Origin of the sequence: Xanthomonas sp. BRIP62409 (assembly GCF_003992965.1) — a bacterium.
Taxonomy (GTDB): domain Bacteria; phylum Pseudomonadota; class Gammaproteobacteria; order Xanthomonadales; family Xanthomonadaceae; genus Xanthomonas; species Xanthomonas euroxanthea.
Map to the genome: position 1 here is coordinate 15,559 of NZ_QEZJ01000027.1, position 25,449 is coordinate 41,007.

Consider the following 25,449-nt stretch of genomic DNA (forward strand, 5'->3'; position numbering starts at 1 on the left):
GGAATCGGCATGTGCCACGTGTACACTCCGGTTCCGGGCGCGCCTTGCGTATCCACCTGGCGACTGCCCGTTACGTTTTGTCAGCCACTCCAGGGACGAAGCGATGGACGAATCATTGATGCTGCACGGAGAGGGCTTCGTGCTGCGCCGCTGGCGCCAGGACGACCTGGGCGCCTTGTTGCTGCACGCCAACGACCCATTGGTGCCGCGCGGATTGAGTGATCGGTTTCCGCATCCGTATACGCGCGCCGACGGTGAGGCGTTCCTGGCCGGACGCGTGGTCGATCTGCAGCACCCGGTGCTGGCCATCGAGATCGACGGCCAGGCCTGCGGCACGATCGCGGTGCGTCCAGGGCAGGGCGAGCGGCGCTTTTCGGCCGAGCTGGGCTACTGGATCGGCAGCGCGTGCTGGGGCCGTGGCTGGATGACGCGCATTGTGGCCACTTATGTGGCCTGGGCGATGCAGGCCCTGCCGCTTTATCGCGTCCAGGCCACCGTGCTCGACACCAATCCGGCATCGGCCAGGGTGCTGCTGCGCAACGGCTTCGTCGAGGAAGGCGTCAGCCGCTGCGCGATCATGAAGCCGGATGGATTGCACGATTTGCGCGTGTTCGCGCGGGTGGGGCGGCCGGCCGCGCTGGTGTGAGCCGCGTCTGCGTGCCACGGCGAACGCATCGGCCGAGCGGGTCTGCGCGCTGCTGATGCGCGCAGATCCATCACCGACAGTGATGCCGATCCCGGGCGTGTTCTGCACGGCGTCGAGGTCACCCCGAGTCGCCCCTTACCGGGCCTTGAACGCCATGCTTCCGCTGCCGCGTGTACGGCTGGCTATGCCAGTGGCTTACCATCGTCGCCATGCGTTTGCACCGCCGGCTGCATCGGCGTGCAGATGACCAACACCGCTGGGTGGTGAAAGGGCGATACGGTGCCTGCAGACCCGGCAGGCAACACGAACCTTGGATACGACGATGACACAGCATGATGGACGGGGCGCACGACCGCCGCGCGATGGCGGCAGCTCCGGCGCCGCGCACAATCCCTGGGGCCGCGCCGCGCCGCGCGCACCTGCAGGCCGCCCGCCGGCACAGCAGGCAGCAGCGGCCGACACGCCTGCCGTCGCTGCGTCGTCCGGCGGCAATGCGCGCGAGCTGCGGCTGTACGGCATCAACGCCGTGCAGGCGGTGTTCAAGGCGCGCCCGGAGGCGGTGCGCAAGTTGTATCTGAGCCAGGCGCGCATTCCGCAGTTCAAGGCCTTGCTGGCCTGGTGCGTGGCCCAGCGCATCGGCTACCGCGTGGTCGAGGAGGCCGATCTCAGCAAGCTCGCTGCCAGCACGCACCACGAAGGCGTGGTGGCCGATGTGCTGCGCGTCGCCCCGCAACCGTTGCAGGACTGGCTGGCTGCATTGCCGGCCGGGCCGGTGCTGGCACTTTGGCTGGATGGCGTGGGCAACCCACACAACTTCGGCGCGATTTTGCGCTCGTCCGCACACTTCGGGGTGGCCGGCCTGCTGCTGCCTGCCGGCGCCACGCTGGGGCTGTCCGGTGCAGCCGCGCGCGTGGCCGAAGGTGGCGCCGAAGCGGTGCCGCTGGTGCAGCTGCCCGAGACGGCAACGGCGATGGCGCAGCTGCGTCAGGCCGGTTTTGCGGTGGCCGCCACGCTGGTGGAAGGCGGCCAGGACGTGTTCGCCGCCGCGCTGCCGCAGCGGCTGGTGTATGTGATGGGCGCGGAGAGCGAGGGCATGGACCGCCAGTTCGCGCGCGATTGCGACCTGCAGTTGTCGATCCGCGGCAGCGGCAAGGTCGAAAGCCTCAACGTGGCCTCGGCCACCGCGGTGTTCCAGGCCGCCTGGCGTGCCCGTGCGATGGGCGGAACGCCGTGATGCGCCTGTCTGCCTGGCTGCTTGCCACCGCCTGCGCAGCGAGCGCCGGCGCTCACGCCGCCGCCGCGTCCACGCCTGCCACGCCGCCACAGGTGCGTACCGATCACGGTGTGGTGCGCGGGCAATGGCAGGACGACGGCAGTGCGGTGTTTCGCGCGATTCCGTTTGCCGCCCCGCCATTGGGCGCATTGCGCTGGCAGCCGCCGCAACCGGCGGCGGCCTGGTCGGAGGTGCGCGATGCCACCCAGGCCGCCACCCCATGCGTGCAACCGGCGCTGGGCTGGAACAATGCGATGGCCAGGCGCGGCAGCGAAGACTGTCTCTACGTCGAGGTGCAGACGCCAACGCTGCAGCCGGCCAAGCCGCTGCCGGTGTTCGTGTGGATTCATGGCGGCGCCAATGTGGCCGGCGGCGCCGACGGCCACCTGCCGACCAACCTGGTCGCACAGGGCGTGCTGGTGGTGACGCTGCAGTACCGGCTTGGCGCGCTCGGCTTCCTGTCGCTGCCGGAACTGCGCGATGGCGACAACCAAGCCGCGGGCAACTACGCCCTGCTCGATCAGATCGCCGCACTGCAGTGGGTGCGCGACAACATCGCGCAATTCGGTGGCGATCCTGCGCGGGTCACCATCGCCGGACAGTCGGCCGGCGGCCAGGACGTGGGCTTGCTGATGCTCAGCCCGCTGGCACGTGGCCTGTTCTCGGCGGCGATCGAGCAGAGCGGCACCGCTGGTTTCGGATTGCCGGCACGTTCGCTGGAGGACAATCGCGCGCTGGGTGTGGAGATCGCCAGGCGCGCAGGCATCGAGGATGCTGCGACACGCCTGGCACAGCTGCGCGCGTTGTCGGTGGAGCAGCTGATCAAGGCCGGACAGGGCGTCGACGTGCCGGCACTGGATGACGATGGCTACATCTGGCTGCAGGCGGTCGTCGATGGACGCGTGCTGCCACGTGCGCCGGCCGCGTTGCTGGCCGAGGGGGCACAGGCCAAGGTGCCGCTGTTGATCGGCTATGTGGCGCAGGAGCTGGAATACGGTGGCAAGCAGGGTGCGCAGGCGCGGCTGCGGCGCGACTATCCGGCGCAGGCCGATGCGGTGCTGCAGGCGCAGCGCACGCATGCGGCGCAGCGTGCGGCGCGTCAGGGCGATGCGGCGATGCAGCTGTCCACCGACCTGACCTTCCGTTGCCCGGCGGTGACCGTCGCCCAGCATCAGGCCGCACTCGGCGTGCCGGTGTGGCATTACGTGTTCGATACCGCCGCACCGGGCGGGCAGGTCACGCACAGCGCCGAGCTGCCGTTCCTGTTCAAGGACCTGCCGATCGGCCAGCCGCCGGTGAGCCTGCAACGTTATTGGGCCGCGTTCGTGCAGCGGGGCAATCCGAATGCCAAGGGCTTGCCGGCCTGGCCTGGGTTCGCACCCGGGCATGCGGCGTTGCAGTTCGACGCCAGTGGCGTGCACCCGCTCAAGGACGCGCGCCCGGACGTGTGCGCAGGCGTGGACCTGCCGTAATCGATCGCGCGCACTGAAAAACGGTGCGCGCGATCGACTCAAGCCAACTCAACTCAGCTCAACGTGCGCTGCCCGGCCCGCAGAAGTAGAAACCGCCGTTGCGCATTTCCGCCGACAGGCCGGTGCAGGTGACGCCGGAGTCAATGCATACGGATACCCGTAACCGGCCATCGCCAACGTATGGCAGCACGGCTGCGCCACGCTCACCGACGACAGCCGCTGCACGGGATGGAGTAACCATGCCTCACCGACGCCGCGACCGGGTGGCATCCGCTTGCCTGGGCGATCAGCATGGCTGTTCTTACTTTTTCTGCAGTCGCACGGCAGCCCCGCCGTTTGCAGCCAATGGCAGCTGCAGGCTGTCGGTGGAGGTGAGCTGGCGCGTGTCGATGCGTACGTCCGTCGGGGCCTGGCCATCGGCGTAGATGGTGGCGGTCCAGCGGCCCTTGCCCAGGAACGCCAACGGCACCGTCAGCGTGCGCGCCTGCTCGTTGGTCATCGCGCCCACGTACCAGTCCTTGCCGCTGCGCCGCGCCAATGCGATGTGCTCGCCGATGGCGCCGTCGAGTGCGCGTGTCTCATCCCAGCTTGCCGGCACATCGCGCAGGAACTGCGCGGCCGGCACGTTTTCGTACTGCTCCGGGCTGTCGGCGACCACCGCGAATGGGCTTTCGTAGACCACATACATCGCCAGTTGCTGCGCGCGGGTGGTCATCACCTGCGGCGCGATGTGCTGCATCGTGAATTCGGCCGGGCGCACATTGCGAAAGCCGCCCGGGGTGTAGTCCATCGGGCCGAGCAACATGCGCGTGAATGGCAGCGTGAGGTTGTGGGTTGCGGTGATGCGCTTGGTCCACTTGTTGTACTCGGCGCCGAGCACGCCTTCCTGCGTGAGGTAATTGGGGTAGGTGCGGGTCAGGCCGGTCGGGTGATAGGCGCCATGCAGGTCCACCAGCAGTTTGTGTTCGGCAGCCTTGCCTAGCAGGCGATGGTAGAAGTCCACCATCTGCTGGTCGTCGCGGTCCATGAAGTCGACCTTGATGCCCTTGATGCCGAGCTGCTGATACCAGGCGAGCGCTTCGTCCATGTGCGCATCGAGCGCGCGCCAATGCGCCCATAGCCACAGCCCGACGTCGCGCTGCCGTGCGTAGGCCACCAGGCCCGGCAGGTCGAGCTGCTCCACCGGCCGGCGGATATCGGCATCGACGTTGTACTGGCCATCGCCGGTGCTGCCGACATACCAGCCGTCGTCGATCAGCATGTACTGCAGCTTCAATTGCTGCGCGTGATCGATATAGCGCTCGATCGTGGCGGTATTCATGCCCGGCTGCGCCACGCCGCCGGCCAGCCCGCCGGACCACCAGTCCCATGCCGATTTGCCCGCGCGCACCCAGCTCGCATCGAAGGCAGGCGGCGGGTTCAGCGCGGAAATCAGGGTGGATTCGATCAGGCTGGCCGGGCTGTCACCCAGCATGATCACCCGCCACGGCGTGGCGAAATCCTGGCCTTTGGCATCGACGCTGACCGCCAGCGTGGGGTCGTCCAGGCGTGGCGATAATTTCGCCCCTACGCCCAGGCTGCCGTCCTCGCGGCCGGTGAGATACAGGCCGGCATAGTCGCGCAGGTTTGCCTCGGCAATCGCCAGCGTGGTGCCGCCGGCATCGGTCTGGCAGACCAGCGGCAACTCCAGCAGATTGTGCGGGCGCAATCTGGATGCGGCGATCGCATCGTATTCGCCCTCGTGGCTGGTTCCAAAGCGCCCCAGGTTCAAGGTCCAGCATGCGTAATCGCTGGGGAATGCAAAGCCGGTGAGCTCGTTGCGAATCCGCACCTCACCGGCGTCGGGCAGCACATAACGCAGCGCAACGCCGTCGTCGTAGGCACGCAATTCCACCGTCAGGCGTCGCTGTTTGGGGTCTGACAACTGCACGCGCAATTGACGATAGTGATCGCGCGCCTGACGTGTCTTGCCCACGGGCAATTCGAATGGGCGGTCATGCGTTTCGGTCGTGCTGCCCTGCAGCGTCATCGCCTTGCCGAGGGTGTTGGCCCGGCCCAAGTCCAGCCCGAGCGGCGCGTCGTCGAGCACGACTTTGTTGCGATACAGCACGCGATAGCTCGGCACGCCGCCCTCGCGTAGCGTGAATTCCACCTGCGTACGTGCATCGGGCGATTGCACCTGCAGGCGCTGCGCGGATGCAGGCAACGCAATCGAATACAGCAACGCGCACGCCGCCGGTACTGCGGACTGGATCAGGTTTCGCATGAGTCCCTCCTCCTGGGAGCGCCAACCCTAACGCAGAACGGTTGTCGTCGATATCTAGCTGGGGTAACGTTACCTCGCACCATGGCCGCTGAAACAGGGGCGGCAGCCACGGGCGGCATCACGGCAGAGGCAATGACAAGGCGGCTACACGTCGTTTTGGCAGTTGCGTTGTCGCGATGTGTACCGTTGCTTGGCAGTAGAGCTTGGGAGAGGCCTCTAATGCTGATGGTTCGCAAGGCGTTCCGCCGTGGAGCGCTGTGGGTGGTGTGTGGTTGCATGGCTTGGGCTGCAGTGGAGGCTGCGCCCGTCGATGTGCGATCGACCGGTCCCTACGATGTCCGCGTACTGGCGGGCGGGATGGGGTTGTCCAAGAAGCTTGCCGCCGATGCGCCGTTGCTGGCTGCCGACGCAGACTGGAGTGTGTCCGGCTGGGTGCGTCCCTGGCGCGCGAATGCAGGCCCGGCATTGATCGCCGGTCTGGGCGATGCGAAATCGGCCGGGCGTTACTTCGCAATCGACAACGGCAGGCTCGCCTTCGTGCAGGGCGCAGATACGGTGTTGCGCAGCAAGCAGGCGCTGCCTGCGGGGACCTGGACGCAGGTGGCTGCGGTGGCGAAGGCGGGGCGGTTGACGCTGTACGCCAATGGCCGTCAGGTCGCCAGCGGTGCGGTACGCCAGAGCGCGGTCGCGCCCGTGCTGATGTTTGGTCCGCGCGAGCAGCCCGCCGCCTATACGCAGCACTTCGGTGGCGAGATTGCCGGTTTCCTCGCGCACGCCGCTGCACTGGATGCGCCGGCCATCGCGCAGCTTGCGGCCAAGGCGCCGGATCAGGCCTTGCAGCGTTTCGAAGACGCCTCGCCGGCCTGGCAGGTCCAGGTCAAGCAGATGGCTGGCCAGGTCGCACCGCAGCCGCCGGCAACGCTGCCGCGTAGTGCGGCAGCCTTCTCTGCGCCGGTCGCCAAGCCGGTACAACCGACGCCCGCGTTGCAGCCGCTGGATGCGGCGGCATGGCGGGTCGGTGCGTGGGAACTGGCTGCTGCGCCGGAACTGGGGCAGGCCACGGGCGCCAGCCTGTCGCGCGGTGATGACAGCGGCGGTGCCGCGGCCTGGCACGCGGCCACCGTGCCGGGCACGGTGCTCACCACGCTGGTCGATCGGGGCGTGTATCCGGATCCGGATATCGGTCTCAACAACATGGCCATTCCCGAATCGCTGAGCCGGCAGGACTGGTGGTACCGCAGCCGTTTCGATCTGCCTGCTGCAGCGCAGGGCAAGCGGCTGGAACTGCTGTTCAACGGCATCAACTATGCGGGCGAGGTCTGGGTCAACGGTACGCAGGTCGGGCGTACGCGCGGTGCGTTCGCACGCGGCCGCTTCGATGTCAGCAAGCAGCTCAAGGCTGGCCGCAACATCATCGCAGTGCGTGTCTCGCCGCCGCCGCATCCTGGCATCGCGCACGAGCAGTCGATGACCGCAGGCGTGGGCGAGAATGGCGGTGTGCAGGCGCTGGATGGGCCGACCTTCATCGCCAGCGAAGGCTGGGACTGGATTCCGGCGGTACGCGATCGCAATGCCGGGCTGTGGCAGGACGTGCAGTTGCACGCCACCGGGCCGCTGGCGCTTGGCGACACCCGGGTGGTGACGACGCGGCTGGCCCCGGATCACCGGCGTGCCGAGCTTGAAATCAGCGTGCCATTGCGCAACGACAGTGCCGCGGCGGTGCAGGGCACCCTGCAACTGGCCATCGGCGATGTGCGCATCCAGCGGCAGGTCAACGTGCCGGCCGGTGGTACCACGCTCACGCTCAGTGCCGCCGATACGCCGCAGCTGGTCATCGCCAATCCGCGCCTGTGGTGGCCCAACGGTTATGGCGAGCCTGCGTTGTATACCCTGCAGGCCAGCGTCGAGGTGGCCGGTACGCCGTCGGATACGCAGCAGCTGCGCTTTGGTATTCGCGAAGTCGGTTACGAACTGTCGCTGTTCGACCAGGACGGCGCGCTGCGCCGCGTGCTGGTGGATTTCAACAAGGCACGTCAGCGTGGTGAACGCATTGTCGATGCCCGCCACAGTGCGATCCGCCCCGTGCCCGGAGGCGATGCGCAATCGTTCTATCCCGGCGCGCAGGCATCGCCGGCGGTCACGCCGCTGAGTGACGACGCGCTGGCACCGTACCTGGCCATCCGCATCAATGGCGTACGCATTGCCGTCAAGGGCGGCAACTGGGGCATGGACGACTGGCGCAAGCGCGTCTCGCGCGAGCGGCTGGAGCCGTACTTCCGCCTGCAGCGCGATGCGCATTTCAATGTGGTGCGCAACTGGGTGGGGCAGAACACCGAAGCCAGCTTCTTCGAGCTGGCCGACGAATACGGCATGTTGGTGCTCAACGACTTCTGGCAGTCCACCCAGAACTACAACATGGAGCCGGCCGATGCGGCGCTGTTCCTGGACAATGCCGCCGAGGTCATCAAGCGCTTCCGCAACCATCCGTCCATCGTGTTGTGGTTCGGCCGCAACGAGGGCGTGCCCGCACCCATCCTCAACGAAGGCCTGGATGCACTGGTGGCCGAACTGGACGGCACGCGCTGGTACACCGGCAGTTCCAACCAGGTCAATCTGCAGGGCAGCGGTCCGTACAACTACCGCGAGCCGGTGGGGTACTTCAACGCCTTGGCACAGGGCTTTTCGGTGGAAGTGGGCACGCCGTCGTTCTCCACCCTGGAGTCGTTCAAGGCCTCCGTCCCGGCGGCGCAGGACCAGTGGCCGATCAGCGATGCCTGGGCCTATCACGACTGGCACCAGTCCGGTAACGGCGACACCGCCAGCTTCATGCGTTCGCTCACCGACAAGCTTGGTGCGCCCACCAGCCTGGAAGATTTTGAGCGCAAGGCGCAATTGCTCAACTACGACACCCATCGCGCCATCTTCGAAGGCTTCAACGCGCAGCTGTGGACCAAGAACAGCGGGCGCCTGCTGTGGATGAGCCATCCGGCCTGGCCCAGCAACATGTGGCAGATCTACAGCCACGACTACGACACCCATGCGGCCTATTACGGTGTGCGCAATGCGGCAGAGATGCTGCATGTGCAGATGAACCTGCCCGGCCACGACGTGGTGGTGGTCAACAACGCCAGCGCCCCGGTGCGTGGCCTGCGCGTGCGTGCAGAGGTCTACAGCAGCGATGGCGCATTGCTGCAGCAGCGCGAACAGGCCGTGGACGCCGCGCCCGTTGCGGTCTCGGCACCGGTGCTGCAACTGGCGCCGTTGCTCAAGGACACCAACGGGCTGGGCTTTGTGCGGCTGCAATTGCTCGATCGCGATGCGGTCGTGCGTTCGCGCAATTTCTACTGGGTGGCGCGCGATGCGGCAGCCATGCGTGGCCTGGATGCGCTGGCGGCAGTGCCGGTGCAGCTCAGCACGCAACTGCAGGAGGGTGCCGAGCCGGTGCTGCGCGCCACCGTGCGCAATGCCTCGCAGCAGGTGGCGCTCAACACCAAGCTGACCCTGGTGGACGCGCAGGGCCAACGCATCCTGCCGGCGTACTACAGCGACAACTACCTCAGCCTGGTGCCGGGCGAGCAGCGCGAGGTCGAGATTCGCGGCCCGTCCGCGGCGAGCCTGCGCAACGCCACGCTGCAGGTGCGCGGCTGGAATGTCGAACCATCAACAGGCGTCGCCAGCGGGCTTCCGTAGCGGCGCCGACAGGTTGCCACGCCGTGTCCGCACGGCGGTCGCACTGATGCGCCGATCGCGCGTCAGCCAATACCGCATTGCCGTTGCTGCAATGCCATTCGAAACGGTCGTGGATTGTCGTCATCCCTGGGAGGGGACCATGAACAAGCTGCATGCGAACACCCGCCACACCCCATTGGTCGCCGCACTGGCGGCTGCACTCACCCTGCTGGCCGGCAGCGCAAACGCACAGGACGCCAGCGCTGCCGCCGGGGTCACCGACCTGGACAAGGTCATGGTCAAGGGCGTGCGCGGCGCGCAGGCCGAGGCCATCGAGAACAAGCGCACCGCCGCGCAGATCATCGACTCGATCTCTGCAGAGGACATCGGCAAGCTGCCCGATGTCACCATCACCGACTCGCTGCAACGCGTGCCCGGCGTGCAGATCCGGCGTTCGGCCGGCGAGGGCTCGCAGCTCAATATCCGCGGCATGCCGCAGGTGCAGACCACCATGAACGGCGAGTTGTACCTGAGCGCCGGTGGCGGCGACCAGTACGGCCAGCCGAACATCGGCCGCGCGCAGCCGGATTTCGTGGACATCCCGCCGACGCTGTTCAGCGGCGTGGACGTGATCAAATCGCCGACCGCCGCGGACCTGGATGGCGGCATCAGCGGTACCGTCTCGCTCAAGACACGGCGCCCGTTCGACCTGCCCGAAGGCTGGACCTTCAGCGGCCAGGCCGAAGGCTCCTACGGCGACCGCGTGCAGGAACTCAACGAGCTGTACTCGGGCCTGGCCAGTTTCCGCACCGAGCGTTGGGGCGCGTTGCTGGCGGTGTCGTACTCCGATGCCACGCTGGAGAACAAGCATCCCAGCGTGTATTCCAATGGCGCGCAGAAATCCACCGAGCAGAACGTGGGCTTTGATTTCAATGGCGACGGGCGCATCGGCAGCAATACCGATCCGTCCAACCTGCCGCGTGACTACTTCTACAACTGGGTCGCCACCGAGCTGGACAACCGCAGCACCGACCGCCAGCGCACCGGCATCAACGGCTCGTTCCAGTTCAACATCAACGATTCGTGGACGGTGCTGGCCGATGCGGCCTACACCAAGCTCGAAGACCAGGACACCTCGGTCGCCGCGCAGCTGCACACCGGTTGGGCCACCAACCAGCTGCAGCCCGGATCGGTGGTCGATTCCAATGGCGTGCTGGAATACGGCCAGTTCCGCTACAACCGCTTCCAGGCCCACTCGATGGCCGGCGTCGCCGACTCGGACGCGCTCAACACCAATCTGGAACTGCGCTTCGACGACGGTGGCCCCTTCCGTGCCTCGTTCCGCTGGGTGCATGGCGATGCGCAGCGCACCTACGACGAAGCGCGTGCCGATGCGGTGGTGACGCGTGGCGACCAGATCACCCGCGCCGGCGGCGTGACGCAATGGGCCAACGCCAATGGCCTGCCGACGGTGGATGCCTCGGTGGATTTCCGTGGCACCTATCCGGCGGTCAACCTCGGCACCGATGTGTCCAACCCGGACAACTGGCAGCTGATGTCGACCTGGGCGCAGGGCAACAAGATCGAAGCGACGATGGACGCGTTCCGCGCCGATGGCACCTTCGAGTTCGACGAGGGTGTGGTGCGCGGCTTCCAGTTCGGCATCCGTTACGGTGAGCGCGAGGTCAAGCTGGACACCTATCGCTACCTGTCGCCGGTGTCGACCAGCTGTGCCGACCCGAACCGCTCGCTGTACTACTTCAAGGATCCGCTGATTGTGGACACCTGCAGCGGCGTCTCCGAAGCGCGCCTGCTGCCGTTCAATTCGATCCCCGGTTACTGGGCCTACTTCAACGACTTCGATCCGCTCAGGGTCACCGGCCTGGGCAGCCAGGGCCTGCCGGCGATCAACCCGCAGGTCATGAAGGACCCGGTGGGCTACCTCAACAGCCTGTACCCGGGCAACGTGGCCTACCAGCAGGCCGCCGATTCCTACAAGGTCACCGAAAAGAGCACCGCGGCGTACTTCCTGGCAAACCTGGAAGGCGGCACCGGCAGCGCGGTGCCGTGGACGGCCAACATCGGCGCGCGCATCGTGCAGACCAAGCTGGCGATCGATCAGTACCTGAGCAGCGGCAACGTGTTCATCGGCAACGTTGAATGGAACGGTGTCAGCCCGGCGATCGGCACCAATCGCCTGAACCGTCAGTACACCGACGTGCTGCCCACCGCCAACCTGTCGCTGGACATCACCGACGCGCAGAAGCTGCGCTTTGCCTACAACAAGGCGGTGGCGCGCCAGGACCTGCCCGATCTCGGGCGCGGGCTGGTGAGCTTCTACGCGGTCAATGGCACGCCGCCGCGCAACCCTGCGTTGCCCTCGGATGCGGTGCTGTTCCTCAATGGCCGCTCCGGTAACCCGGATCTCGATCCGTATCGCGCCACCAACTACAACGCCTCGTGGGAATGGTATTTCTCCGATGCGTCGCTGGTCAGCGTGGGTGCGTTCCTGATCGACGTGAAGTCGTTCCCCACCACGGTGACCAACATCGAACTGTTGCCCGACGCCGATGGCGTGGCGCGGCTGGGCGGCCCGGTGGAGCGCATCGTCAATGGCGGCGGCGGCAAGATCAAGGGCTTTGAAGTCGGCTATCAACAGGCCTTCGACTTCCTGCCCGGCTGGTTGAGTGGCTTCGGTACCAACATCAACTACACCTTCTCCGATGCCGACACCGACAACACCGATATCCAAGGCAATACGTTGCCGATCGGCGACAACTCCAAGCACCAGGCCAACGCGGTGCTGTGGTACCAGAAGGACAAGTTGCAGGCACGCGTGGCCTACAACTGGCGGAGCAAGCGCTTCAGCCAGGTCAACAGCGGTGCGTGGGGCGACGAGCTGGCGATCTGGAACGACGACGTCGGCTATCTCGATGCGTCCTTCAGCTACGACGTCAACGACCACCTGACCCTGTACGCCCAGGCAACCAACCTGACCGGCGAAAGCGAGCGGCGCTACGCGCAGTGGACCAACCACTACTACGACCAGAACATCTTCGAGCGTCGTTATTACGCCGGCCTGCGTCTGCGCTTCTGATCCGGCTGTGCGTTGTGCGACATGGCGCACCCCCGCGCCGTGTCGCACATGTTTCGCTGTTGTCACTCTCCAAGCGGTCATTGCGCTTTCTTCCCGTCGCCGTTGATTGCGGCGCTGCAGTACGCCTGACGGCAACGTCAGGCACCCTCCCATTCGGCCGCATCGTCGGGAAGCGATGTGGCCGTTTTTTGTGTGTGATGGCGCAGGCGTTACACGATGCCGATCGATGCAGCACTTACCGCGCCGGCGGCCCGGCCGTCGAGCCGCGCTTGACCACGGTGTACTTCATCACCTGGTGCACGCCCTGCGCGGGATCGCCCTTGCGTCGCTGGCGGATCGCATCGGCCAGCAACGACACCGCGGCGCGGCCCATCGCAGTGACCGGTTGATGCACGGTGGTGAGCTCGGGCCAGATGGTGGTGGCCACCGGGGTGTCGTCGAAGCCGGCGACCGAGACATCCTCGGGTACGCGCAAGCCCAGGCCGTGCGCGACCGCAACGGCCGCAGCCGCCATATCGTCGTTGCTGCAGAAGATGGCGGTGGGCGGTTGCGCCTGCGCGAGCAGGCTGCGCGCGGCGAGCAGGCCGGAGTGATAGGTGAACAGACCCTCTGCCATCAATTCCTCGGCCACGGGCAGGCCAGCGGCCTGCAGGCTGTCGAGATAGCCATTGGCACGCAACGCGCTTGGCGTGTGCTTGGGGTCGCCCTTGATCAGTGCGATGCGGCGATGGCCCAGTTCAACCAGGTGGTCGACGATGGCGCGCGCGGCCTGGTAATCGTCGATGCGCACCGAGCTGATCTGCGCCATCGGTGCGCCGCTCGCCACCGCCACGACCGGGATGCCGCGTGCATCGAGTTCGGCGATGGTCTGGCGCGAATCGCATAACGGGGGTGGCAGGATCACGCCGTCCACGCCGGCTGCCAGCAAGCGTTCGGTGGCGGCACGCTGGCTGCGGATGGCACCGCATTTTTCCACCAGCACCTGGCTGCCATTGAGGCTGCTTTGCTCGAGCAGGCCGAGCATGAATTGGTTGAGGTAGGCCGCGCTGGGATTGCTGTACAGCACGCCGATGCGCAACAGGCCGCTGGTGCGCAACGAACGGCCTGCCAGATTGGGCCGGTACCCCAATGCCTGCACCGAGGCTTCCACGCGCACGCGCATGTCCTCGCCGACATGCGGGTGACGGTTGATGACGCGCGAGGCCGTCATCGGCGAGACGCCGGCGTGCTTGGCGACATCCAGCAAGGTCGCTGCGTTGTTGGCACTGCGTTGGCGCTTGGCCGCCATTGTGTGTGCTCGTCCTGGAGTGGAAGCGAAGGGGCAGCAGGTACGCGCGAGGCCTGCAGCAACCGCGAGTGCCTGGCCGCTGGCACTCGCTGTCGATGGAGGTATCGGCACAGGCAACGCGCAGCATGCGCGTCATCCGTGCCGCTCGCCTCAACAAGGCGCCTGCGACGTCTTCCGTTGCAGTTACTCGCTCGGCGGTTGCACGCTTTTCGCGCGACTGCCGAAATCGCCATCGGCCTCGGCCGCCAGGTATGCAAATACCGTGTAGGCCGCCACGTTCTGCGCCAGCGCCTTGGGGTCGATCTTGTCCAGGGTGTCGTCGGCGGTGTGGTGCAGGTCGAAGTAGTCGGTGCCATCCTGCGCCAGCCATGCCCATGCGCCGCCCTTGGCGGAAATCGGCCCGACATCCGGGCCGGGGCCGCCCTTGTCCGGCACATACGCGATGCCCAACGGCGCGAGCACCTCGGCAATCTGTTTGGTCGCGGCGCGCGAGTCTTCCGGTGCCGCCGAGCCGGTGTTGAACGCATAGATGCGCCCGGCACCGAAGTCGCTCTCTGCGCCGATCTGATGCAGCGCCATGTCCTTGGCATCCTTGCCGTGCGCGGCCGCATACGCCTTGCCGCCGTACAGGCCCTGCTCCTCGTTGGCGAAGGCCACCACGCGAATCGTGCGCTTGGGCGCCTGCTTGAGTTGGCCGATCAGGTGGCCCGCGGCCATGGTGATCGCCACGCCGGCGCCATCGTCGATCGCGCCGGTGCCAAGATCCCAGGAATCCAGGTGCCCGCCGATCACCACCACTTCCTTGGGCTTGCTGCGTCCGGTGATTTCGCCGATCACGTTGTACGAAGTCGCCGTGCCATCCCAGCCGCAATCCAGCGCCAGCCGCACACGCGTGCTGCCCAGCGCGGCCAGGCGCGCGAGCTGGTTGGCATCGGGCACCGACAACGCTGCTGCCGGCACCGGCGTCAGGCCTTCGTCGAAACGGGTGATGCCGGTATGCGGCACGCGGTGCGAGTCGGTGCCGGCCGAGCGCATCACGAAGCCGATCGCGCCCTTGCGGATCGCTTCCGACGGGCCCTTGCTGCGCACCGCGCCGCCATTGCCGTAATCCTTGCCGTCGCGCGCCTTGGTCATCTGGTAATCGACGAATGCGATCTTGCCGGCCAGTGATCCGGCCGGTGCGGCCTGCAGTGCGGCCAGGTTGTCGAAGCGCACCACCTCGCCCTCGACGGTGCCACCCGGGCTGCCGCCCAGGGCGGTGATGTGCAGGGGCTGCGCATGCGCACCGATCACCGCGGCCTGTTCGCTGCGCCGCTGCCACTTGGGAAAGCGCACCGGCTCGGTCCACACCTTGTCGAAGCCCAGTGACTGGAACTTGGCCTTGGCCCAGGCCACCGCGCGCGGATCGGCCTCGCCACCGGCAATGCGCGGGCCCACTTCGGTGGTCAACGATTCCACCACCGCAAAGCCGGTGTCGTCGGCCAAGGCCTGCTCGCGCAGCTGCGCGGCGGTGCGCAGTGCGCTATCGGCGATGGTGGTCTGTGCGGCGAGCGCGGGTGCGCAAGCGAGTAGGGCAGAGATGGCAACAGCGAGACGACGCATGCAGGGCGGCTCCAACGACAAGGGGGACCCCGAGCTTATCAGCGCGAGGTCCCCCGTCTGCGTGCGAAAGGTCATCCTCGTGCGCGACGTTGCGCAATGGATGTGCCCGCTTACGGCACGCCTGGTGTCTTCAGCGTGTCGTTCTTCAACGAATCGCGAATCTCGCGCAGCAACAGCACTTCTTCGCTCGGGCCCTTGGGGGCGTCCGGCTTGCGGTGGGTCAGGCGGTTGATCAACTTGACCACCATGAAGATCGCGAAGGCGATGATCACGAACTGCACGACGGTGTTGATGAAATCGCCGTAGCCGATGGCCACCGCCGGAATTTCCTTGCCGGTGGCATCGACGCCGGCAGGCTTGAGCACCCAGGCCAGGCGTGAGAAATCCACATTGCCGATGGCCCAGCCGATCGGCGGCATGATGATCTTTTCCACCAGCGCGGTGACGATCTTGCCGAACGCTGCACCGATAACCACACCGACCGCCAGGTCGATGACATTGCCACGCATCGCGAATTGCTTGAATTCGCTGACCATTCCCATAGCGCACTCCAGATGCGGTCGCGGACCAACTGCCGCGGCGTGATCGTAGCGGGCGGCGTGTCAGCCCGCGATGATGCCGTGGCGCTCGGCGACGTTTTCCAGGCGTGCACTGAACTGATCGCCCGGCAGCAGCGGGCCGACACCGGCCGGCGTGCCCATGAAGATCAGATCGCCCGCGCGCAACGCATAGAGTTTGGAGAGCTCATGCAGGATTTCCGGCACGTTCCAGATCATCTGGTCCAGCAACGACTGCTGACGCACCTGGCCGTTGACCTCCAGCGACAGGTTCAAGGCCTCCAGCGCACCCACTTCGCCGGCATGCACCAGCTCGCTGATCGGCGCGGAGTGATCGAAGCCCTTGGCGATGTCCCACGGCAGGCCCTTGGCCTTGGCGGCGGCCTGCAGATCGCGTCGGGTCAGGTCCAGGCCCACGCCGTAGCCATAGATCAGCGCCTCTGCCTGATCCACCGGCAACTCGCCGGCCGGCGCATCGCTGCCCAGTGCCACCACCAGCTCCACTTCGTGGTGCAGTTCTTTGGTGCCGGGCGGGTACGGAATGTGGTCGCCATGGCCGACCACGATTGCATCGGCGGGCTTCATGAAAAAGGTCGGCTGGCCCCGTTCGGCCCTGGAGGCAGGCGCTGCGGCGCCCATCTCGCGCGCGTGATCGGCGAAGTTGCGGCCGACGCAGTAGATGCGGTGCACCGGAAAGTTGCCGCCACCAACCACCGGAATGCGCGGGACGTCGGCGGCGGGAATCACATCGTGGGTCATGCACGCATCCTTGGGGAACGGGGCAGCTGAGTCTAGCCGTTTGGCCGTGCATGACGGAACCGCCGTGCTGCGCGTTGAGTGCATCGCGCCGCCTGGCCGGCAGTGCGTGCGATCACGGTCTGCGTCGGCGCAGGCGAAAGCGCGCATGCCGGTCAGCTCATGCGCGCAGTGATATCAGGATTCAATGCCTACCGCGCCGGATGGCGGTGGCGTGGTGCTTCAGTGCGACAACGGCAACGCGGGCTTGCGCACCACGCGGTACTCGGCTTCGACCACGCGTGTCTGTTGCTGCGTGCGACGGTTCGACTTGCTCAGCAGCTTCCAGGCGATGCCGCCCAGGATCATCGCCGCGCCCACGAACACGCTGAAGAAGATCAGCACGGCAAGGATGACCAGACCGGCCAGGCCAGCGGCAACGCGCACCAGCGGGTGACGCGGCTTGCGCGGGGCAAACAGGTGGTGGAGGTTGCCGAATTGGAAGAGACGTGCAGGCATGGCGGTGGGCTGCCGGGCAGGAAACAGGCCCGCAGTATCGTTGCGGTTTCATGTCATTGAGTGAAAACTTCGTTAAACAATGACCTGTTTTGTTAAGTCCATCACATCCAGTGGGCTAGAAGCAGGGCGTCCGGTCGGCAGGAATGCGCATTCGTGAGCGCAGTAGATGCATGCGTGGCGGCATCGCATGGCGTCGGCGCGATGCAGGCGCGTGCCACAATCGCAGTCCGTTCTCCCATAGCAGACCGCATGTCTTCGCCATCGCCCACCACGCTTGCCGACCTGGCGCAGATTCCCGATGCCGGATTTCTGGAAGTCGAAGCGGTGTGGGACGGCGGCGCGGAGTCGCTGGTGCTGTATCGCGATGGTGCACAGGTACGCGCCTGGTTGAACGTCTGTCCGCATGCCGGCAGGCGGCTGGATTGGGCACCCGGCCAGTTCCTCAAGACCAAGGAAGGCCACCTGGTCTGCGCGGCACACGGCGCGGCGTTCGAGCTCAGTGGCGGCGAATGCATCAGCGGGCCGTGCCGCGGTCAATCGCTGCTGGCGGTGCCGGTACGCATCGAGGGGACGCAGGTGGTCCTTGGCTAGGTTGCCGCTCTAAGGCCGCGTCACCGATCCAGTACAACGTCCGTGTGCCGAGGCTGGAGCAAAGCGCGGTTGGCAGGACATCGCCAGCAGTCGTCGGCCAGCTTCAAGCAGCAGGTGGCGCCGTCGCCGCGTCTCGTGTCTGGCGATCGGGCGTGCAATGCGCCTGACGGTGCACCATCGATGATCGATCCATCTGCGCGCATATCTGCAGCGATCGCCGTCGCCGGCCACGACGCCGGTTCAGCGCGCTGCCCACCAGAACATCAGGTTGATCATCGAGACCATGACCACGACGTAGATCAGCGACAGCGGTGCGCCCACGCGCCACAGCTCGCGTGGCTGATAGTTGGCCGGGCCGGCCACCATCGAGATCACCGGGTTGGAGGCGGTCATCAGATTGTTGGACGCCGACAACGCCACGATCAGCGCAAACGCGGTCGGGTTGCCGTTGGCCGCCAGTGCCAGATTGACCGCGATCGGCACCATCACGATGGTGGCGCCGACATGGCTGATCACCAGCGAAAACGCGGTGGTCAGCAGCGCCAGGCTGATTTCCAGCGCCCACACCGGAATGCCCTCGGGCAGGCGGTCGATGGTGTGGCCGGCCACCCAGGCCGCGGTGCCGCTGCTGTCCATTGCCCAGCCCAGTGGAATCAGGCCGGCCATCATGAAGATGGTCTTCCAGTTGATCGAGGCGTAGGCCTCGTCCATGCGCAGCACGCCGCTGACCAGCATGCAGGCCACGCCGGTCATCAAGGTCAGCGCCACCGGCAGGCGCGAGGTCAGCGCGATCAGGATGGTGAAAGCGAAGATCGCCATGGCGATCTTGAACTTGTGCGGGCGCTGCTCGCCCTTGGGGAAGTCGGTCACCGGCACGAAATCGCGGCTTTCCGCCGCCTGCGCCAGATCCTGCCAGATGCTGTGGAACACCAGCATGTCGCCGCCGCGCAGCGGCACGTTGCGCACGTCCTCGCGGATCACCTGCTTGTCGCGGTTGATCGCCAGCAGGCTGATGCCGCTTTGCTTGCGCAAGCGCAACTCGGCCGCGGTCTTGCCGATCAGCCGCGAGTTGGGCGGAATCAGCGCCTCGGAAATGCCGGCCAGGCTGGGATTGAACAGGTCGCCCAGGTTGCGCAGGCGCGAGGACATGCGCAGGAACTGGTTCTGCGCAAAGTCGGTCACTTCCTGGCGTGGGCCCATCGCCCCGAGCACGCTGCCGACCCAGATGCGCATGTCCGCCGGCGGCGCCAGGCGGGTGTCGTTGCCGGTCTTCAAGGCGAGCAGCAAGGGCGCGTCGTGCAGCGCCTCGGCCTCGCCCAGGGTCATGCCGACCAGCGGGCTTTCGGCGCTGACGGTGAGCTCGAACACATCGCCGTCGATGCCGTAGGTCTTGGCGAAATAGCTCTCGGTGCGCGAGGGCGTGACGCCTTCGTTGATCAGGCGTTCTTCCTCGATCAGCTTGCGGTCGCCGTAGAAACGGAAGTACAGCAATGCGGCGATCAGCAAGGCCACGCCGATCGGCAGCGGCGCGAACATGGTCAATGGCTCGATGCTGGCCATGCCCGAGGGCAGGTTGTTATTGGCCGACACCAGCAGGTCGTTGAGCAGGATCAGCGGCGAATTGCCCACCATGGTCAGCGCGCCGCCCATCACGATGGCCGCGGCGATCGGCAGCAGCATGCGTTGCAGGGTCAGCCCGGTGCGCGCGGCCAGCCGCGAGGCGACCGGCAGGTACAAGGCCATCACCGACGGGTTCTGCATGAAGGACGAGTTCAGGCCGGAGATGGCCAGCGTCATCATCATCAGACGTTGTTCGCTGCCGTGCGAGCGCCGCAGCAACCAGGTCGCCAGGCGATTCAACGCCCCGGTGCGCTCCAGCCCCGCACCGAGGATGGTGGTGGCGATGATGCTCATCACCGCGTTACCGGAAAAACCACCAAACAGTTCTTCCGGCGCCACCAGCCCGGTGACGCCCAGCACCACCAGCACGATCAACGCCACCACATCGGCGCGAATGCGCTCGAACAGGAACATCGCCATCGTGAAACCGACCAGCCCGAGGACGAGCTTCATATCGTTGGTCAGTGTCAGCGCGGTATCCATTAGGGGCCGGGATTCGGGATTCGGGAGTGGGGATTCGGGAGTGGGGATTCGGGAGTGGGGATTCGGGAGTGGGGATTCGGGAGTGGGGATTCGGGAGTGGGGATTCGGTGAGCTGCTGCGGCGTCGAGTGTGCGGGAAGGCGCTGTTACGAATCCCCAATCCCCACTCCCGAATCCCGGTCATACAGCAGATCCCACACGCCGTGGCCGAGCTTCTGGCCGCGGGTTTCGAAGTGGGTCTGCGGTCGCCAGGCGGGGCGTTCGACGTGGCCGCGCGGGCCGGCGCGATTGACCAGGCCCGGTGTGGCGTCGAGCACGTCCCACATCTGTTCGGCGTAATCGGCCCAGTCGGTGGCCGCGTGCAGGCGGCCACCATGGCGCAGCTTGCGCACCACCAGCGCCGCGAACGCCGGCTGGATCAGGCGGCGCTTGTTGTGGCGCTTCTTGTGCCATGGATCGGGGAAGTAGATGCGCACCTCGTCCAGCGCGCCATCGGCGATCTCGTGCTCGAGCACTTCCACCGCATCGTGGTGGTACAGGCGCACATGCGTGCTGCCGTCATCGTCCAGCGCATTGAGCAGGCGACCGACGCCAGGCGCATGCACCTCGATGCCGATGTAGTCGCGGCTGGGGTCCTGCTGGGCGGCAAAGCGCAATGCCGCCCCGTTGCCAAACCCGATCTCCAGCACCTTGGGCGCGGGACGGCCGAAGGCCGCATCCAGGTCGCGCGGCGTGCCGCTGTAGTCCAGGCCGAAGCGTGGCCACAGCTCGTCGAACGCGCGCTGCTGCGCCGGGGTAAAGCGGCCCTGGCGCAGCACGAAGCTGCGCACCTGCCGGCGGCCCTCTTCGATGGTGAAGGGCTTGGGCGGCATCTTGGCGCCGTCGCTGGTGAAAGGATCAGTCATGAATTAGGTCGCATCAGAAAAGCCCCTCCCTTTGGAAAGGGGTTGGGGTGAGGGTAGGGCGTGAGGGGGCACTCGCAGTAATGCGCGATCTGGCAACGGCCACATCCGGCACCTCACACCGCCAAGCATTGCGCATCGACTGCAATGTCAACGCAGCACACCCACTCATCCAATCACGCCATCCACCGGGCTGGACGCCGAGGCATACCGCTTGCGCGGAATCCGCCCGGCCAGGAAGGCCTCGCGTCCGGCCTCGATCGCTTTGCGCATCGCGCTTGCCATCAGGATCGGATCACGCGCACCGGCGATGGCGGTATTCATCAATACACCGTCGCAGCCCAGCTCCATCGCGATCGCCGCATCCGATGCCGTGCCCACGCCGGCGTCGACGATGATCGGCACCTTGGCGTTTTCGATGATTTCCAGCAGGTTGTACTTGTTCTGGATGCCCAGCCCGGAGCCGATCGGCGCGGCCAGCGGCATCACCGCCACGCAGCCGATCTCCTCCAGGCGCTTGGCCAGGATCGGATCATCGGAGGTATAGACCATGACGTCGAAGCCGTCGGCGACCAGCTGCTCGGCGGCCTTGAGCGTCTGCACCACGTCCGGATACAGCGTGCGCTCGTCGCCGAGCACCTCCAGCTTGGTCAGGTTGTGGCCGTCCAGCAGTTCGCGCGCCAGCCGGCAGGTGCGGACCGCATCTTCAGCGGTGTAGCAGCCGGCGGTGTTGGGCAGCAGCGTGTAGCGATCCGGCGGCAGCACATCGAGCAGGCTGGGCGCGTTCGGGTCCTGGCCGATGTTCACCCGGCGAATCGCCACGGTGACGATCTGCGCGGCGGCCGCTTCGGTGGCCAGGCGGGTTTCGTCCAGATCCTTGAACTTGCCGGTGCCGGTCAGCAGGCGCGAACGGTAGGGCTTGCCGGCGATGATCAGCGCATCAGAGGGGGCGGTATTGGTCATCAGGCAATTATCACCGATCGCGCGCGGCTGCGCCGGCCTTCGCGCCGCATCAGCCGCCGCCCAATGCGTGCACGATCTCCACCACATCGCCGGCACGCAAACGGTGCGTGGCATGCCGCCCGCGCGACACGATTTCGCCATTGACTTCCACCGCCACGCGCCGCTGTGCAAGACCTTCCTGCTCCAGCAGGGTTGCCAGCAGCAAGTCGTCGGGAATGTCGCGCGGGGTGCCGTTGAGTTGAATGTTCATGTCATCATTGTGGCATCGCGTGCCGTCAGGGCGCGCGTTTTTGCGTTATGCGGCAATGCAGCGTGAGCGCGGGCGGCGAGGGTGAAACCATGTGCCATGCGCCGGCGTACGTCAGCAGGTCCGGTCCAGTTCCACACTACCTTGAGCAGGCACTTCCATGGCTTCAACTCTTCGCCCGATCCGTTCCCTGATGGCCGTGGCCATCGCCATTGCGGCCACCCCGGCCATGGCCGCGTCTGCCTTCGACCAGACCGTGTTCTTCGGTGACAGCCTCACCGACAGCGGCTACTACAACCCGTTGCTGCCGGCCGCCTCGCGCGCAGTCACCGGCAAGTTCACCACCAACCCGGGCTGGGTCTGGGCCGAATACGTCGCCGACCATTACGGCACCAATGCAGCGCCCAACGGCAACGGCCAGACCGGCGACAACTACGCTGCCGGCGGCGCGCGTATCCAGGCCAATTCGACCAGCGTGCTCGGCGCCGCGCCGTCGGTGACCAGCCAGGTCAACACCTACCTGAGCGCCAACGGCGGCCAGGCCAATCCGAACGCGCTCTACACCGTGTGGGGCGGCGCCAATGATCTGCTCGCCGCTGCAGCTGCGCCGGCCCAGGCGCAGGCCATCATCGGCAATGCGGTCACCGCGCAGGTCGGGGCGGTCGGCGCCTTGCAGGCGGCCGGCGCGCGCTACGTGATGGTGCCGACCATTCCGGACGTGGGCATCACCCCGCGCTTCCGCGCCGGCGGTGCCGCCGCGATGGCGCAGGGCACTGCGGCGGCAACCGCCTACAACACCGCGCTGTTCAATGGCCTGCGCTCGGCCGGCCTGCGCGTGATTCCGGTCGATACCTTCCACATCCTGCAAGAAGTGGTCGCCGATCCGGGCACCTACGGCTTCAGCAACGTCACCAGCACCGCCTGCAACCCGGCCGTGCCGCTGCCGGCGTGCAACCCGACCAGCCTGGTCGCCGCCAACGCGCCCAACACCTATGTGTTCGCCGATGGCATCCATCCGACCACCGCCACCCACCAGATCCTGGGCCAGTACGCCATTTCGCTGCTGGAAGCGCCGCGCCTGCAGCAGGTGCTGACGCATTCGGCACAGGCCATCGGCCGCGCGCGCGCCGATCAGGTGGCCTGGCATCTGGACGGCAAGCCGGACGCCGATGGCCTGCGTTGGTGGGGCAGCGTGCGTGGCGACATGCAGCGCTACGACCACGCCGATCTGTACGACGGCATGGCCCCGGCCGGCCTGTTCGGCGTGGACTGGACTGCCGGCGATCTCGTGTTCGGCGGCTTTGCCGGCTTCGGCAGCATGGATGCCGACTTTGGCAACCGCAACGGCAGCTTCAAGCAGGACGACACCACGCTGGGCGGCTTCTTCGGCTGGTACACCGGCCCGGTCTGGGTCAATGCCCAGGTCAGCTACAGCTGGCTCAGCTACGACGTCGACCGCGAAGTGCAGCTCGGGCCAGCCACGCGTGTGCACAGCGGCTCGCCGGACGGCAGCAATCTCACCGCCGCGGTCAACGCCGGCTATTCGCTGGGCGAAGGCAACGTCAAGTACGGCCCGGTGGTCGGCCTGACCTGGCAGAAGCTCAAGCTCGACGGCTACACCGAGGGCAACGCAAGCTCCACCGCATTGGGCTACGCCGATCAGGACATCGATTCGATGGTCGGCCGCATCGGCTTCCAGGTGCGCCTGGACGGTGCAATGGTCAAGCCATACCTGCAGGCAACCTACGACCACGAGTTCAAGGACGGCACCGAAGCCAGTGCCTGGCTGCAGTCGATGCCGGAAGTTGGCATGTACATCGTCCCGGGCCAGAACTTCGACCGCAACTATGCGACCGTCGTGCTGGGCGCCCGCACCGGCCTGTGGGGCCTGCAGAGCAATATCGGCCTGAGCACCACCACCGCACAGCGCAGCGCCCGCGATGCGACGCTGTTCGTGAACTTCAGCGGCAACTTCTGATCCGCGCTGCACAACTGTGCACGCGGTAGATCTGCAAGACACGAGGGCCGGGCAACCGGCCCTCGTCACGTCTGCGCATTGCGCCCGACACCCGCACCCGCCTACACTCTCGCAACGCCACGCGGGCGTAGCTCAATGGTAGAGCTGTAGCTTCCCAAGCTACTGACGTGGGTTCGATTCCCATCGCCCGCTCCATGTCCCATAAGGGTTTCGCGGTTCCGGTCCGCTCCGCAATACCTGGAGCGCTCCGCAATTATCGCGTCGGCGTTGTCTTGACGCCCTTCCGCTTCCGCACGTAGTGCTCGGTCATCGCCACCGACGCATGCCCCAGCTGGGCCTGGGCCTGGCGGATATCGCCGGCCGAATCGGCCTTGTCCGTGCCAGCCTTGGCGCGAAGGTCTCGAAACTGGAAGTTGCCCTTGTCCACGCCGGCAGCCTTGCGTGCCTGGTCGAACCGGTAGCGCAGCGCAGCCCGCCCAATCGCCAGCCCCTCCGCATCTACGATGAGTCGCGTGCTGCGCAGGGTCAGCCCTCGCTTGCGCGCGGCGATCCGATCCAGCAGCGCTGCCAGCTCGCCGGTGACGGCCATCGTCAGCTTGGTGCCCGTCTTGGCCTGCCGCACCACTAGCTCTCCCGCGCCCAGCTGCCGCTCGTCCATCGACCACACGTCACCGACGCGCTGGCCGGTGAGGTAGGCCAGGTCCAAGGCATCGCGCAAGGTCTGGTCGCCCCGCTCGTAGACGGCGCGTAAGGTGGCGTCGTCCACGTACACGTCCCGGCCGGTTTCCTTGTTCCGCCGTATGCCCTCGCAGGGGTTGGAAAGGTCGGTCAGGCCCTTGCCGCGCGCCCAGTTCCACAGATGAGAGAACAGGGCCACTTCGCGGTTGGCGATCACCTTCGAGGCGCGCCAATCCAGATATTTCCGGATGTGCAGGGGCTTGATCGCCTCGAACGGCGCGGGCGGATCATCGAAGAATGTCAGCAGCCAGGTCAGGCAGAGGTTGTGCAGCCGCTGCGTGCCAGGCGCCTTGGCCGGGATCACCTCGGCGCGGTAGCGGTCGGCCACATGCCGGAAGGTCAGCTGCGCATGCGCGGGGATCACACGCGCGTGCTCGATTTCCGCCCAGCGCTTGATAGCCGCGCCATAGTCGGCACCCAGCGGCGTCTCCTTGCGCTTGCCGTCTACTCCGACCCCTCGGTCATAATAGTAATAGACCACGCCGGACTTCTGACGACGCTTCCTCAAGCGCGGTATAGCTCCCGGAGTGTTTGGCTTTCGGCCCATTACTTCCTGGGCTCCGGTTGGAAACTGTGCAGCTCACGCTTAGCATCAAGGTATGCGCGCGAAGCAGATTCGGCTGTTTCGTATAAGCCGAGAGACATCTTTTCCCCGTTATGGGTTATCTGGGCCCACCACTTCTGAGCCTGGGAATGCCAACTCACGCCTGTATATCCTGATCGGTTATCGCTTCGCATTTTCCGATTCTGGCAATTACCAGAGCGTGTCACCTCTCTAAGATTACAGGCGGCGTTATTGCTTCG

General features: G+C 66.3%; 18 protein-coding genes, 1 tRNA gene and 1 other RNA gene. 9 read left to right on the top strand and 11 right to left on the bottom strand.

Annotated elements, in window-relative coordinates; translation table 11 throughout:
• Positions 1 to 9: 9 nt before the first annotated feature.
• The 4 genes from EO170_RS16550 to EO170_RS16565 all read left to right on the top strand — a co-directional run bounded on the left by EO170_RS16550 (position 10) and on the right by EO170_RS16565 (position 3,391).
• Positions 10 to 86: non-coding RNA, sX9 sRNA (locus EO170_RS16550), on the top strand.
• A gap of 17 nt (positions 87 to 103) precedes the next feature.
• The gene (locus tag EO170_RS16555) at positions 104 to 646 is read left to right on the top strand and encodes a GNAT family N-acetyltransferase (RefSeq protein WP_126946576.1); all 543 of its coding nucleotides are present in this window, start codon (positions 104 to 106) and stop codon (positions 644 to 646) included.
• Between the two features lie 322 nt (positions 647 to 968).
• Positions 969 to 1,880 carry a TrmH family RNA methyltransferase gene (locus EO170_RS16560; RefSeq protein ID WP_126946579.1) on the top strand — a complete coding sequence of 304 codons (912 nt, stop codon included), beginning with the start codon at positions 969 to 971 and terminating at the stop codon, positions 1,878 to 1,880.
• The gene (locus EO170_RS16565; protein WP_164741077.1) at positions 1,877 to 3,391 is read left to right on the top strand and encodes a carboxylesterase family protein; all 1,515 of its coding nucleotides are present in this window, start codon (positions 1,877 to 1,879) and stop codon (positions 3,389 to 3,391) included. Before EO170_RS16560 ends, EO170_RS16565 begins: the two co-directional genes overlap by 4 nt.
• 301 nt (positions 3,392 to 3,692) lie before the next feature.
• Here the strand turns inward: EO170_RS16565 and EO170_RS16575 are convergent, their stop codons facing one another.
• Entirely contained in the window at positions 3,693 to 5,657 is a 1,965-nt protein-coding gene (locus EO170_RS16575; protein WP_126946585.1) for a glycoside hydrolase family 97 protein, read from the bottom strand.
• A 219-nt stretch (positions 5,658 to 5,876) separates the two neighbouring features.
• Here EO170_RS16575 and EO170_RS16580 point away from each other — a divergent pair, with 219 nt between their 5' ends.
• Together EO170_RS16580 and EO170_RS16585 are read left to right on the top strand one after the other, a co-directional pair.
• Positions 5,877 to 9,347: a LamG-like jellyroll fold domain-containing protein gene (locus tag EO170_RS16580; protein WP_126946588.1), complete on the top strand. Its 3,471-nt coding sequence runs from the start codon at positions 5,877 to 5,879 to the stop codon at positions 9,345 to 9,347.
• A gap of 139 nt (positions 9,348 to 9,486) precedes the next feature.
• Positions 9,487 to 12,423 carry a TonB-dependent receptor gene (locus EO170_RS16585; protein WP_119127561.1) on the top strand — a complete coding sequence of 979 codons (2,937 nt, stop codon included), beginning with the start codon at positions 9,487 to 9,489 and terminating at the stop codon, positions 12,421 to 12,423.
• Between the two features lie 235 nt (positions 12,424 to 12,658).
• Here EO170_RS16585 and EO170_RS16590 read toward each other — a convergent pair whose 3' ends face one another.
• The 5 genes from EO170_RS16590 to EO170_RS16610 form a co-directional block, all read right to left on the bottom strand.
• The gene (locus EO170_RS16590; RefSeq protein WP_126946591.1) at positions 12,659 to 13,711 is read right to left on the bottom strand and encodes a LacI family DNA-binding transcriptional regulator; all 1,053 of its coding nucleotides are present in this window, start codon (positions 13,709 to 13,711) and stop codon (positions 12,659 to 12,661) included.
• A gap of 183 nt (positions 13,712 to 13,894) precedes the next feature.
• A complete protein-coding gene (locus EO170_RS16595; protein ID WP_115677277.1) occupies positions 13,895 to 15,313 on the bottom strand; it encodes a M20/M25/M40 family metallo-hydrolase in 1,419 nt (472 codons plus the stop codon).
• A 110-nt stretch (positions 15,314 to 15,423) separates the two neighbouring features.
• Entirely contained in the window at positions 15,424 to 15,855 is a 432-nt protein-coding gene (gene mscL, locus EO170_RS16600) for a large-conductance mechanosensitive channel protein MscL (RefSeq protein ID WP_024940317.1), read from the bottom strand.
• A 60-nt stretch (positions 15,856 to 15,915) separates the two neighbouring features.
• A complete protein-coding gene (locus tag EO170_RS16605) occupies positions 15,916 to 16,629 on the bottom strand; it encodes a fumarylacetoacetate hydrolase family protein (protein ID WP_104583669.1) in 714 nt (237 codons plus the stop codon).
• A gap of 219 nt (positions 16,630 to 16,848) precedes the next feature.
• Complete coding sequence (locus EO170_RS16610; RefSeq protein ID WP_126946594.1) at positions 16,849 to 17,124, bottom strand: hypothetical protein; 276 nt, start codon at positions 17,122 to 17,124, stop codon at positions 16,849 to 16,851.
• A 249-nt stretch (positions 17,125 to 17,373) separates the two neighbouring features.
• Between EO170_RS16610 and EO170_RS16615 the strand changes: the two genes are divergently transcribed.
• The gene (locus EO170_RS16615; protein WP_104583667.1) at positions 17,374 to 17,715 is read left to right on the top strand and encodes a Rieske (2Fe-2S) protein; all 342 of its coding nucleotides are present in this window, start codon (positions 17,374 to 17,376) and stop codon (positions 17,713 to 17,715) included.
• Positions 17,716 to 17,955: 240 nt separating this feature from the next.
• On the opposite strand, the gene EO170_RS16620 is transcribed toward EO170_RS16615, so the two are convergent.
• From EO170_RS16620 to thiS, 4 genes are all read right to left on the bottom strand, one after another.
• Complete coding sequence (locus EO170_RS16620; protein ID WP_104648908.1) at positions 17,956 to 19,818, bottom strand: SLC13 family permease; 1,863 nt, start codon at positions 19,816 to 19,818, stop codon at positions 17,956 to 17,958.
• 145 nt (positions 19,819 to 19,963) lie between these two features.
• On the bottom strand, positions 19,964 to 20,722 hold the full coding sequence (gene trmB, locus EO170_RS16625; RefSeq protein WP_126946597.1) for a tRNA (guanosine(46)-N7)-methyltransferase TrmB: 759 nt from the start codon (positions 20,720 to 20,722) through the stop codon (positions 19,964 to 19,966).
• Between the two features lie 165 nt (positions 20,723 to 20,887).
• Positions 20,888 to 21,682: a thiazole synthase gene (locus EO170_RS16630; protein ID WP_016903327.1), complete on the bottom strand. Its 795-nt coding sequence runs from the start codon at positions 21,680 to 21,682 to the stop codon at positions 20,888 to 20,890.
• A gap of 49 nt (positions 21,683 to 21,731) precedes the next feature.
• Positions 21,732 to 21,932, bottom strand: a complete 201-nt coding sequence (gene thiS / locus EO170_RS16635; protein ID WP_104583664.1) for a sulfur carrier protein ThiS — start codon at positions 21,930 to 21,932, stop codon at positions 21,732 to 21,734.
• Positions 21,933 to 22,122: 190 nt separating this feature from the next.
• Here thiS and EO170_RS16640 point away from each other — a divergent pair, with 190 nt between their 5' ends.
• On the top strand, positions 22,123 to 23,907 hold the full coding sequence (locus EO170_RS16640; protein WP_126946821.1) for an autotransporter domain-containing protein: 1,785 nt from the start codon (positions 22,123 to 22,125) through the stop codon (positions 23,905 to 23,907).
• A 121-nt stretch (positions 23,908 to 24,028) separates the two neighbouring features.
• Positions 24,029 to 24,102, top strand: a tRNA-Gly gene (locus EO170_RS16645).
• Between the two features lie 58 nt (positions 24,103 to 24,160).
• On the opposite strand, the gene EO170_RS16650 is transcribed toward EO170_RS16645, so the two are convergent.
• Positions 24,161 to 25,192 (bottom strand): tyrosine-type recombinase/integrase, encoded by a 1,032-nt coding sequence (locus EO170_RS16650; protein WP_126946600.1) that lies wholly within the window; start codon positions 25,190 to 25,192, stop codon positions 24,161 to 24,163.
• Positions 25,193 to 25,449: the final 257 nt, after the last annotated feature.